Source organism: Riemerella anatipestifer (assembly GCF_009663465.1).
Classification (GTDB): Bacteria; Bacteroidota; Bacteroidia; order Flavobacteriales; family Weeksellaceae; genus Riemerella; species Riemerella anatipestifer_C.
The window spans coordinates 246,758-259,632 of record NZ_QXHU01000001.1; the positions used below are offsets into that span (position 1 = coordinate 246,758).

The following is a 12,875-nucleotide window of genomic DNA, read 5'->3' on the forward strand; positions in this document are numbered from 1 at the left end:
ATACTTAGATAGAGTTTTTATCATTAAATTCTACTAAAACCTGTAACATTTTTGATAATAAAGATACTTATACAAGAAAAAATTATTATGAACTTGAAAATTTCAAATTTAACTAAAGCTTATAGCAATGGAGTAAAAGCCCTTAATGGAGTTAATTTAGAAATAGGGAGCGGAATGTTTGGGCTATTAGGACCTAATGGCGCTGGTAAATCATCTTTAATGAGGACTATTGCTACCTTACAAATGCCTGATGAAGGCGAAATTTATTTTGGAGACATCAATGTTTTAGAGGACAAAATGGCCCTGAGAAAGGTGCTGGGCTATCTTCCGCAAGAGTTTGGAGTTTATCCTAATATGTCGGCTCAAAGTTTATTAGATTATTTTGCTCGTTTAAAAGGAATTACCAATGCTTCTGAAAGAGAAGCTATGATTAAAGAGGTACTACAAATTACCAATTTGTACGATGTGAAAGATAAAAGTGTGAGTGGATATTCTGGCGGTATGAAACAAAGATTTGGTATTGCTCAATTATTACTTAATAATCCTCAACTGATTATAGTAGATGAACCTACGGCAGGGCTAGACCCTTCAGAAAGAAGTCGTTTCCTTAATGTTTTGCGAGAAATCGGTACTAAGCATACCGTTATATTTTCTACCCATATAGTAGATGATGTAAGAGAGCTTTGTAATGATTTAGCCGTGCTTAACGGTGGAAAGATACTTTTTAGAGGAACACCTAAGCAAGGGGAAGAAATGCTGAAAGGAAAAGTGTGGAGCCGTATTATCAACCGAGAGGATTATGATGATTTTAATGAAAAATACAACTTGCTTTCCTCCAAATTTAATGAGGATAATACACTCAATATAAGGGTTTATGCTGAACAGCAACCTAATGAAACCTTTGAGGAAGTGAAGCCTATGTTAGAAGATGTTTATTTTGTTTCACTAAAAAACGACCAATAGGCTTATGAAAACGATTTTTATATTTGAACTTAAAAGATGGCTGAAAAATTGGGTATTTTACCTTTATTTACTCATTTTCTTTTCTTTAGGATTTTTAATATCTGCGATAGCGTTGGGCTATTTTGATAATTTGTCTGCCACCACTTCGTCTAATAAGTTTGTAAATTCGGCTTTGAGCCTTAACGGATTATTGGGACAGCTAGGAACTTTTATCAATTTTATTATCCCTGCAGTAGTAGGTGCAACGGTATATCGAGATTATAAGTACAACTTTCATAGTATATTTTATGTATATCCGTTCAGTAAATCTAGCTATATTTTAGGTAAGTTTTTAAGTGGAATACTTGTAACAGTACTAATTTCCTTATCAATAGGTGCGGCGTTTTTATTAGCTTCTGTGTTGCCTTTCGCAAACAAAGATTTATTAGCTCCTATTGATTTTTTTGCCTATATACAGCCTTATCTTTTGTTTATTATTCCTAATATATTTGTGATAGGAGCTTTTGTTTTTGCGTTGGTAACTTTAACGAGAAATGAATACATCGGTTTTGTTTTTGTGATAATTCTGATACTGTTTCAGTCGTTTATTTATAATATGACCAATGATGTAGATGATAAATTTTGGGTAAGTTTGCTGGACCCTTATGGTGCTATATCACTAGAATATCTTACAGAATACTGGACGATTGAAGAACAGAATACACTGCTTATCCCTTTCAAGAGTGCCTTGCTTTACAATAGACTCGTATGGGTAGGTCTAGGGATTTTGGTTTTTGTGGCTACCTATTTTATATTCTCGTTTAACTACACAGTGCCTAGTTTTTTTGGTAAAAAGAAGAAAGCACAAAGATTTACAAAGAATAATTTTGGAGGAATTATTAAAATCAATTTGCCTAAAGTAAACTATCATTATGATTTTTGGAACAATTTTAAAACAGCCATAAGTTTATCTAAATTTGAGTTTAAGCTCATTGTGAAGAACAGAATTTTTCTTATTTTCATTACAATACTTATGCTGTTTATTGTATTTTCGGGCTATACCTTAGGGCAAGAGTTATTTGGAACCAGAACTTATCCTGTAACTTGGAAAGTTATAGGTATGGCTAAAGGACTTCTTGAAGTATTTTTGTTGTTAATCATTTATTTATTCGCAGGAATTAGTCTTAATAATGCTTCTAATTTTAGAATTAATCATTTGGTAGATAGTACTCCTGTTCCTAATTGGGTGCTTTTGATGTCTAAAGTTTTAGGACTTATAAAAATGGTGATACTTATTATGCTAGTAAGTATTACTTCAGGAATGCTGATTCAGTCTTATTATGGCTATTTTAAATTTGAAATAGGTCAATACCTTATAACTTTCTTAGGTTTAGAGCTATTGTATTACATTATTGTCATCTTATATGCTGTATTTATACAAGGATTTTTCAAAAACTATCTTGTTGGCTTTTTTGTAATTATCCTAAGTATGATGTATCCGCTTGTATTTTCTAAAATAGGGTTAGAACACAAATTTTATTATTTTAATAGTTCGGGAGGCGGTTATAGCTATTCTGATATGAATGGTTTTGGAATTTACAGAACTTATCTTTACTATAAGTTGTATTGGCTACTGTTTTGTGGCGTTCTATATCTGCTCACTTTGGCCTTTTGGAGGCGAGGTATTTTCTCTGGAGCTAAAGAGAGAATAAAAATATTCTTCTCACGAGTAAAGCAAACCAATATAGCTATTCCCCTTGTATTGTTTTTGGTTTCATTTTTGGGACTAGGATATGCTTTTTATTATCAAGCCGTAAAGCTAGAACCTTATTATTCTAGGCAAGAAGAAGAAAAGATGCTGATAGATTATGAAAAACAATACAAAAAATACGAAAACTATCCACAACCAAGAATTGTAGATGTTAAAGTAGATATGGCTATTTTTCCTAAAGAAAGAAACTACAAAGCCACCGCAGAATATACTTTGGTTAATAAGACTGAAAAAGCAATAGATAGCCTATTCGTAAACTATCATAACAATCTTAAAGCAATTAATTTTAGTACTGCTGCTAATTTGGTACACAAAGATAGTGTGCAATATTTTGATATTTATAGACTTAAAACGCCATTACAACCAGGAGAATCAATTAAAGTTAATTTTACGGTTCAGAATAAGCCTAACACTTGGTTCAAAGACAGGTCGCCTATATTGGAGAATGGTACTTTTATCAATAATTCTATTTTTCCTAGTTTTGGTTATAATGCTAGTGCAGAGATAAAGGATAATGATATTAGAAAAAAATATCAGCTCCCTGATACCGAAATTATGGCAGACCCTAAAAATCTGAAAGCAAGAGAAAATACCTACATAGCAACAGATTCGGATTGGATAAACTTTGAAGCTACGGTAAGCACTTCAGCAGACCAAATTGCTATTGCTCCAGGCTATCTTCAAAAAGAATGGACGGAAAATGGCAGACGCTATTTCCACTATAAAATGAACCAAAAAATGCTCAATTTCTATGCCTTTAATTCGGGGAGATATGAAGTTAAGAAGGAAAAGTATAACGGAATTAATTACGAAATCTACTATCATAAAGGGCACGAATACAACCTTGATAGAATGATGGAAGCAATGAAAAAATCCATTAAATACTATTCTGAAAACTTTAGTCCTTATCAGCACAAACAGGCGAGGATTATAGAGTTTCCTAAAACCGAAGGTACTTTTGCACAGGCATTTGCCAACACGATGCCTTTCTCCGAAGGTATAGGTTTCATAGCAATGGTAGATTTAGATAATCCTAATTCTGTGGACTATCCATTCTCTGTGGTTTCTCACGAAATGGCGCATCAATGGTGGGCTCATCAAGTTATAGGAGCTAATACTAAAGGTTCAACACTTTTATCGGAATCTTTATCAGAGTACAGTTCTTTAAAAGTACTAGAAAAAGAATACGGTAAATACCAAATGAGAAAGTTTTTGAAAGAGGCTTTGGACAAATACCTGCAAGGAAGAACTTTTGAATGGAAGGAAGAAAATCCTTTAATGTATGTAGAAAATCAGCAGTATATACACTATGATAAAGGGGCTTTGGTACTTTATGCTATGAGCGATTATTTAGGCGAGAAAAACTTCAATAATATACTGAAATCGTTTGTTGAAAAAACAGCATTTCAAGAAGCTCCTTATACTACTTCTATAGAATTTGTAGAACATTTAAAAGCAAATACACCACCTCATTTACAGTACCTTATCCGTGATATGTTTGAAACCATTACACTATATGACAATAAGGTAGAAGATGTTAAGGTTACATCATTATCTAATGGTAAATATCAAGTAGATATTAGGTTTTTAGTATCTAAGTATCAGACGAATCCGAAAGGAGATGCTATTTATAAAGATGCTAAAGGCAAAGGCTTAGAAGCTCAAATTAGAAAAAGTAAGGTAAAATCGTTACCTCTGGCTGATTATATTGAAATAGGTGTTTTTGGAGAACCTATCAAGAAGAACGGTCATCAGTATGAAAATGAAATTTATAACAAAAAATATTTCATTAACGAGATAGACAATCATATTAGGATTGTTGTAGATAAAAAACCTTACGAAGTGGGAGTGGATTCCTATAATAAACTCATTGATAGAGTTTCCGAAGATAATAGGAAAAGGATTAAATAAGTTTTAATAAAACAAAAATAGGAGGTTTTTAAGCCTCCTATTTTGTTATCAAATATTTTGAATATAACGGAATTATATTCTATCAATAATTTGATTAAGTGTTACCGAAGGACGCATTGCAGCGTAAGTTTTATCTTCGTTTGGACGATAGTAGCCTTCAATATCTTGAGCTTTACCTTGAGAAGTGATGAGCTCTTCATTGATTTTTGCCTCATTTTCTTGCATTTCTTTAGCAATAGGTTGAAACAGAGTAGATAACTCTGAATCTTGAGTCTGTGCTGCTAAAGCTTCTGCCCAATATAACGCTAAATAAAAATGAGAACCTCTATTATCTATGCTTCCTATTTTTCTAGCTGGAGATTTGTCATTAGCTAAAAACTTGGCATTAGCTTCATCTAGTGCATCTGCCAATACTTGAGCCTTCGTGTTATTTTGAGTTTGTGCTAAGTGTTCTAAACTTGCCTGTAGTGCTAAAAATTCTCCTAAAGAATCCCAACGTAAATAGCCTTCTTCTATAAACTGCTCTATATGCTTAGGAGCAGAGCCTCCTGCACCTGTTTCAAATAGCCCACCACCGTTCATAAGAGGTACAATAGACAACATCTTAGCCGAGGTTCCTAACTCTAGGATAGGGAATAAATCCGTAAGGTAATCTCTAAGAACATTACCAGATACAGAAATAGTGTCTTTACCTTCTCTAGCTCTTTTAAGAGTTTCAGACATTGCGTCTTTAACATCTAAAATTCTAATATCAAGACCTTCTGTATTATGATTTTTAAGATATTGTTCTACTTTTTTGATAACTTCTCTATCGTGAGCTCTACCTTTATCTAGCCAGAATATAGCTGGAGTATCCGATAAACGAGAACGGTTAACCGCTAATTTAACCCAATCTTGTATAGGAGCATCTTTAGTTTGGCACATTCTGAAAATATCTCCAGCCTCTACTTTCTGTTCTAATAGAACCTCGTTATTTTCATTAAGAACTTTTACTGTACCTTCAGCTTCCATTTGGAAAGTCTTATCGTGAGAACCGTACTCTTCTGCCTTTTTAGCCATTAGCCCCACATTAGGTACACTACCCATAGTAGTAGGGTCTAGCTTCCCATTAGCTTTCATATCATCTATTACAGCTTGATAGAAACCTGCATAAGAACGGTCTGGGATTATGGCTAAAGTATCTTCCTCTTGTCCATCTTTATTCCACATTTTACCGCCACCACGAACTAATGCCGCCATAGAAGCATCTACAATAACATCACTAGGAACGTGGAAGTTAGTAATTCCCTTATCCGAGTTTACCATTGCTACTCTAGAACTTTCGTTTAGAACACGCTCTATATCAGCTTTTATATCAGCTTCTTGAGCAATTCCTGCAATTTTATCATAAAGACTTGCTAGTCCATCGTTAGGATTAACATCTAATGATTTGAATGTTTCTGCATACTTTTCAAATACTTCTTGGAAGAATGTTTCAACAATAGCTCCGAAAATAATAGGGTCAGACACCTTCATCATAGTTGCCTTTAAATGAGCAGAAAGCAATACATTTCTACTTTTAGCTTCTTGTATTGCCTCTTTTACAAAAGCCTTTAAGGCTTTGATGTTCATTACAGATGAATCTATAATTTCTCCTGCTTGAAGAGAAGCGTAATCTTTTAGTACTTTTTCTGAACCGTCATTTCCAAAGAATACAATTTTAAACTTACCATCTTTCTCTACAGTCGTAGAAGTTTCAGTACCGTAGAAATCTCCTTGGTTCATATGAGCCACATCTGTTTTACTACTTGCTAACCATTCTCCCATCTTGTGTGGATTAGCTTTTGCATAGTTTTTAACAGCCTTAGGAGCTCTTCTGTCAGAATTACCTTCTCTAAGTACGGGGTTTACAGCTGAACCGAGTACTTTAGCATATTTAGCTTTAATTTCTTTTTCTTCTTCCGTTTTTGGTTCTGCAGGATAGTTAGGTACATTGAACCCTTTTTTCTGTAGTTCCTCTATAGCCTCATTAAGCTGAGGTATAGAAGCTGAAATATTAGGTAACTTAATAATATTAGCTTCTGGTTTTGTAGCTAATTCTCCTAATTGAGTTAAAGCATCAAGGATTCTTTGTTCTTCGGTAAGAACTTCTGGAAAGTTAGCTAATATTCTTCCGGACAAAGAAATATCAGGAACTTCTATCTGTATATCTGCAGATTTTGTAAATGCTTTTACAATAGGCAAAAACGAATGTGTGGCTAACATAGGAGCCTCATCAGTAAGAGTGTAGTAAATTTTAGCTGTTGACATTTATTCTATTTTTTTTAGTTTATCAGAGTTAATTTCTACAAAAATAATGAAAAAAAGTGTATAACTTTCCTTTTGTGTGGTCATTTCTAAGAATTTTAATATGTCTTTTGTTTAGATTGATTATAAATAATAATCGTGTATTAGGGGGTATCTATCGGATTTGTGGGGTTTTGTGTAAAATTCTGACTGTTAGATATATTATTAAAAATGAAAAATAGGGAGGTAGTAAACTACCATAACAAAGAAAATAAATAACTTAATCTGAACTCGTGCTAAATAATATCTGACTTTGGAATTGTAACTTTCAACGATGAAGTTTTCTGTTATTGACTCACAATACTTTTCTTAAAAAAATAATTCATAATAGCTTTTGCGGTGATCACTACAAAAGCTATTAATATTATCTTCTTTCAAACGTTGCTGTGTTTCTTTTTTCACAAACAAAATCAACGAAGTGCTTTCCAAATCTATCGACAACACATTTAGCAGTAGTTTTTTTGTTTTGTATATAACTATGTATTTCATCTAGCCCAACAATTTTTCCATAGGCTCCTCAGATTTAGGTAAATAAAGGTTTTATACCTCATTTAATAAATCGTTTCATAGATAAAGTTTAACACCCCTCCTATCGCTATAAAGAATTACTTAAAATAGCAACACAATCTCTACATTTATATGTTTGTAAGTCTCTTGTAAATCCAGTTTTAACTTTATTCTATGATTGATATTCATAACATTTCATAGAACCGAGAACCGATTTATGAATTATATCAATTCTAATTTTTCAATTTTAAATGTAGTTCTTCTAATTGTTCCTCTGCGATATTGCTTGGAGCATCTATCATTACATCTCTACCGCTGTTATTTTTAGGGAAAGCAATGTAATCTCTAATGACTTCATTACCATCTAGAATAGCCACTAATCGGTCAAAACCAAAGGCAAGTCCGCCATGAGGTGGAGCTCCATATTTAAAGGCATTCATTAAAAATCCGAATTGTGCCTCTGCTTCTTCTTCTGTAAAACCTAGCAAATTAAACATTTTAGATTGTAGATTTCGGTCATAAATACGAATAGAACCACCACCAATTTCGTTACCATTAAGCACTAAGTCATAAGCATTGGCTCTCGCTTTATCAGCTTGATTTTCTAGTAAGTGTAAATCTTCTTTTTTTGGAGAAGTAAATGGGTGATGCATTGCGTGGTAGCGTTGAGTTTCTTCGTCCCATTCCAAAAGAGGGAAGTCTATTACCCAAAGAGGAGCAAACTCATCGGACTTTCTTAAACCTAGTCTGTTACCTAATTCCATTCTTAGAGCAGAAAGTTGAGTTCTTACGGTGGAAGCCGTTCCACTCATGATAAGCATTAAATCACCTGCTTTCGCTCCGAATTTTCCAGCAATTAGTTTTAAATCTTCTTCAGTATAGAATTTATTAACCGAAGAGGTTAGTGTTCCGTCCTCTTGATATTTTACCCAAACCATTCCAGTAGCACCTATCTGTGGGCGTTTTACCCAATCTATAAGTTCATCTATCTGCTTTCTAGTATAGTTTGCACAGCCCTCTACATTGATACCAACTACCAATTCTGCTTCATCAAATATTTTAAAATCTTTTCCTTTAACGATTTCATTTAGTTCAGTAAATACCATTCCAAATCTGATGTCTGGTTTATCGTTACCATACTTCTGCATAGCTTCAGCAAAGGACATTCTAGGGAAAGTTCCGAAATCTTTCCCTGTAACTTTCTTTAGGAGATGAGTCGTCATACCTTCAAACACATTCATAATATCCTCTTGCTCTACAAACGCCATTTCACAGTCTATTTGGGTGAATTCAGGCTGTCTATCTGCTCTTAAATCCTCATCTCTAAAACATTTTACTATTTGGAAATATTTATCCATACCACCTACCATTAGGAGTTGTTTAAAGGTTTGTGGAGACTGTGGTAGAGCATAAAACTGTCCCTCATTCATACGGCTAGGGACCACAAAATCTCTAGCTCCTTCTGGAGTAGATTTAATGAGTACTGGGGTTTCTACCTCTATGAAACCTTGGTTAGAAAGATAGTTTCTCACCTCTTGTGCCATTTGACTGCGGAAAACGAGTTTATTTTTCACAGGTGTTCTTCTAATATCCAAATAGCGATATTTCATTCTAAGTTCTTCACCGCCGTCTGTTTCATCCTCTATGGTAAAAGGCGGAAGTTGAGATTCATTTAAAATATTTAGTTCTTCTACCAATATTTCTATTTCTCCTGTAGGGATTTTAGGATTTTTGTTACTTCTTTCAATAACCTTTCCTTTGGCTTGTATTACAAATTCTCTTCCTAATTTTTTAGCTTTCTCTAGTAGCTCTTTAGTAGTTCTTTCCTCATCTAAAACAAGTTGAGTGATACCATAGCGGTCTCTAAGGTCTATCCAGACTACGAAACCTTTATCTCTTATCGTCTGTACCCAGCCAGAAAGTGTTACATTTTCATTAAGATTTTTTAGCGAAAGTTCGCCATTGGTATGTGTTCGGAACATAATATTCTTTAAGTATTATAGTTTATTTTACAATCTGTGCAAAGATACGGAATTGCCCTCAAAAAATATTTTTCTTTCACTTTTTTTATTTTTTTTGATTTAAAGAAGGTTTGGTATCGTATAAAATAATAAATTTGTCGTAGATTTATAATTTTAGGAGAATATATATGTGTGGAATTGTTTGTGCTTTTGATATAAAGCAATCGGCGGAGAGTCTTAGACCTCAGGTATTAGAAATGTCAAAAAAGATACGTCATCGTGGTCCAGATTGGAGTGGTGTGTATAGTGACGATAAAGTGGTTATCGCTCACGAGCGTCTAGCTATTGTGGATCCTACTTCTGGGAAACAGCCACTGTTCAGTCCTGACGGAAAGTTGGTTTTAGCTGTAAATGGTGAAATTTATAATCATAGAGAAATTCGTAAAAGATTTGAGGGGAAATATCAGTTTCAAACAGAATCAGACTGTGAAGTTATTTTGGCTCTTTATCAAGAGAAAGGTAAAGATTTTGTAGATGAACTTAATGGTATTTTTGGATTTGCCCTTTATGATACTGAAAAAGATGGATATTTTATTGCTCGTGATCATATGGGGATTATTCCTTTGTATATAGGTTGGGATAAAAATGGAACTTTTTATGTAGCTTCGGAGCTTAAAGCTTTAGAAGGCTATTGTTCTAAAATAGAAATATTTCCTCCAGGACACTATTGGCATAGCAAAGAAACTAAATTTGAACAGTGGTACAAAAGAGAGTGGAGAGAGTTTGATAATGTAAAAGACAATACCACTAATCTATCTGAACTTAGAGATGCTTTAGAAGCTGCCGTTCATCGTCAGTTGATGTCTGATGTACCTTATGGTGTTTTACTTTCAGGTGGCTTGGACTCTTCCATTACTTCTGCCATAGCTAAAAAATACGCTGCTAAGAGAATAGAAACAGATGACCAATCTGAAGCGTGGTATCCTCAACTTCATTCGTTTGCGGTAGGATTAGAAGGTTCGCCAGACCTTAAAGCAGCGAAAGATGTGGCAAAACATATAGGAACCATTCATCATGAAATAAAATTTACAATACAAGAAGGCTTAGATGCCATAAGAGATGTAATTTATTACCTAGAAACTTACGATATTACTACTGTAAGGGCTTCCACGCCAATGTATCTAATGGCAAGAGTAATTAAATCTATGGGGATAAAAATGGTGCTTTCGGGAGAAGGTTCAGATGAACTTTTTGGAGGTTATCTTTATTTCCATAAAGCTCCGAATGCAGAAGAGTTTCATAATGAAACGGTAAGAAAACTAGATAAACTTTACCAATACGATTGCTTAAGAGCTAATAAATCTCTTATGGCGTGGGGAATAGAAGGACGAGTACCTTTTTTAGATAAAGAATTTATGGATGTAGCTATGCGCATTAACCCGAAAGATAAAATGGTTACCCCAGAACGAATGGAAAAGTGGGTACTTAGAAAAGCTTTTGAAGATGTTTTGCCAGAATCAGTAGCGTGGAGACAGAAAGAGCAGTTTTCTGATGGCGTAGGCTACAGCTGGATAGATAAACTCAAAGAGTTGGTAAATGAAAAGGTAACAGATGAACAATTAGCTAATGCTAAGTTTCGTTTTCCTGTACAAACGCCTACTTCTAAAGAAGAGTATTACTATAGAAGTATTTTTGAAGAGCATTTTCCATCAGAAGCGGCAGCACTTACTGTTCCTTCTGTACCATCTGTGGCATGTAGTACACCTACGGCATTGGCTTGGGACGAATCTTTCAAAAATATGAACGATCCTTCTGGAAGAGCCGTAGCAAAGGTACACACCGAGGCTTACCGAAAGTAAAGATTTATTAAAAACAAAAGGCTTGAAGTAATAATTCAAGCCTTTTTTGGAATTCATTCATTTTGATGGAAATTTACTAGTGAGAGAGGTACCTATAGAAATATTGTTGAGCTAGATGAAATACATAATTTATACAAAAAAACGGCATTTTAATTTAACAATACCAATATTTAAATCCATAATTTTTATGCCTAAAAAGACTTATAATAGGATACAATAAATCTATTCTTCTAATTTGAGTTTTAAAACACTTAAAAGCCTCTTTTCAAAATCCAGAATAATTTTATCTGCCCAAAACTGAGCGTAAAAATTCATTTTTGAATTAAGTTGATATTCACAATTTAGCACGAGTTTTGTCCTATTTTCAGAGATAGGCTCTAATCGATATGAAATAGTTTCGAATTTGAACAGCTCCTCATTATTAAGAATATGCTTATCCGTCGGAGTATCTCTTAACCTTGATTTACTAATATCTATCTCAAACTGTACAAATGTATATTTCTCCTCTTTTTTTATTTCTTCATATAGCTCTAAACCACCTGTAAAATAACCCACTCTATACCTTTTTACTTTATCATTATTATACACTACAGAACAAATAGGTCTAGGAATACCTATATATTGAAAAATCCCATTTTTATATTCCTCTTCTTTTATTTTTGGAACAGCTAGAATATTCTCCCAGACTTTTTTGTAGTTTTTATTGATTATAATATTTTCTTCCACCAAAAACCGTTCTGATTTATTAGGAAAAATATGTTCAATGGGACTAGTGATAAACGGAAATATTAGGATAAAATATATTTTTTTATTAGGGTTATAATTATTTATATCTCTAATAAGAAAACCAGCTAAAAGCCCTACTATCCCTACAATTACGAAATAAGGAATTCCTAAAATTAAAATACACAAAAGGTCTTCCAAGCCAGTAACAAATGTTACAATAAAAAAAAGAATATGGGTAAAAAACGGATAAAAAAATAACTTTAGCTTAGACTTATAGATTTCAGTGGAAGAAAAAGTAATAGGAAGTATACTTAATATTATCGGAATTATCACCAAAAAAGTAACTCCATTAAAATCATATATATCCATATCAATACTTAAGAGCCTAAACATTACTCCATAAAGTACCCCTAAAAATATCCCAAAATATCTTTTTAAATATTGTTTTCTTTTATTTTCTACCATACCACACCTATATCGAAAACCAGTCCCATTTACTCCTTATCTACCAAAGCATCTTTAAGTTTGGTAAGTTCTGATTTTATGAACTCTAGTCGGTCTATTATTTCTACCGTTTCGCTTACTTTTTCGTTGGTAGCCAACGCCACTCTAGCACCGTCTAAAGTATAGCCTTTTTCCTTTACTAAGTGATAAATCATCTTTAAGTTATCAATATCTTTTGGCGTGAAATATCGGTTACCTTTTTTATTTTTTTTAGGCTTTATTACAGGAAATTCTTTTTCCCAATACCTTATGAGTGATGTATTTACATCAAAAGCTTTGGCGACTTCGCCTATGGAATAATATAGTTTTTCTGGAAGATTAAGTTTCATATTTATACCAAATTAGAACCACAATTACAATGGGTTAAAG

The 12,875-nt window shown here is 33.4% G+C and carries 7 protein-coding genes; 3 read left to right on the plus strand and 4 right to left on the minus strand.

Translation table 11 applies throughout. The features are described from left to right. Window positions 1–87 precede the first annotated feature (87 nt). Entirely contained in the window at window positions 88–963 is an 876-nt protein-coding gene (locus tag D1003_RS01045; protein ID WP_153935372.1) for an ABC transporter ATP-binding protein, read from the plus strand. Between the two features lie 4 nt (window positions 964–967). After that, window positions 968–4,624 (plus strand): M1 family aminopeptidase, encoded by a 3,657-nt coding sequence (locus D1003_RS01050; protein ID WP_153935373.1) that lies wholly within the window; start codon window positions 968–970, stop codon window positions 4,622–4,624. A 72-nt stretch (window positions 4,625–4,696) separates the two neighbouring features. On the opposite strand, the gene D1003_RS01055 is transcribed toward D1003_RS01050, so the two are convergent. Then, window positions 4,697–6,913, minus strand: a complete 2,217-nt coding sequence (locus D1003_RS01055; protein ID WP_153935374.1) for an NADP-dependent isocitrate dehydrogenase — start codon at window positions 6,911–6,913, stop codon at window positions 4,697–4,699. Window positions 6,914–7,689: 776 nt separating this feature from the next. Beyond that, entirely contained in the window at window positions 7,690–9,438 is a 1,749-nt protein-coding gene (gene aspS / locus D1003_RS01060; RefSeq protein WP_153935375.1) for an aspartate--tRNA ligase, read from the minus strand. Between the two features lie 167 nt (window positions 9,439–9,605). Between aspS and asnB the strand changes: the two genes are divergently transcribed. Beyond that, entirely contained in the window at window positions 9,606–11,276 is a 1,671-nt protein-coding gene (gene asnB / locus D1003_RS01065) for an asparagine synthase B (RefSeq protein WP_153935376.1), read from the plus strand. Between the two features lie 222 nt (window positions 11,277–11,498). On the opposite strand, the gene D1003_RS01070 is transcribed toward asnB, so the two are convergent. Together D1003_RS01070 and D1003_RS01075 are read right to left on the minus strand one after the other, a co-directional pair. Further along, window positions 11,499–12,467, minus strand: coding sequence for a hypothetical protein (locus tag D1003_RS01070; RefSeq protein ID WP_153935377.1), 969 nt, complete (start codon window positions 12,465–12,467; stop codon window positions 11,499–11,501). A gap of 29 nt (window positions 12,468–12,496) precedes the next feature. Beyond that, window positions 12,497–12,835: a MerR family transcriptional regulator gene (locus D1003_RS01075; RefSeq protein ID WP_004918800.1), complete on the minus strand. Its 339-nt coding sequence runs from the start codon at window positions 12,833–12,835 to the stop codon at window positions 12,497–12,499. Window positions 12,836–12,875 lie beyond the last annotated feature (40 nt).

Bases quoted from the DNA above. Each gene is read 5' to 3' on its own strand.
- D1003_RS01045 (WP_153935372.1), top strand. From the start codon at position 88: ATGAACTTGAAAATTTCAAATTTAACTAAAGCTTATAGCAATGGAGTA.
- D1003_RS01050 (WP_153935373.1), top strand. From the start codon at position 968: ATGAAAACGATTTTTATATTTGAACTTAAAAGATGGCTGAAAAATTGG.
- D1003_RS01055 (WP_153935374.1), bottom strand. From the start codon at position 6,913: ATGTCAACAGCTAAAATTTACTACACTCTTACTGATGAGGCTCCTATG.
- aspS (WP_153935375.1), bottom strand. From the start codon at position 9,438: ATGTTCCGAACACATACCAATGGCGAACTTTCGCTAAAAAATCTTAAT.
- asnB (WP_153935376.1), top strand. From the start codon at position 9,606: ATGTGTGGAATTGTTTGTGCTTTTGATATAAAGCAATCGGCGGAGAGT.
- D1003_RS01070 (WP_153935377.1), bottom strand. From the start codon at position 12,467: ATGGTAGAAAATAAAAGAAAACAATATTTAAAAAGATATTTTGGGATA.
- D1003_RS01075 (WP_004918800.1), bottom strand. From the start codon at position 12,835: ATGAAACTTAATCTTCCAGAAAAACTATATTATTCCATAGGCGAAGTC.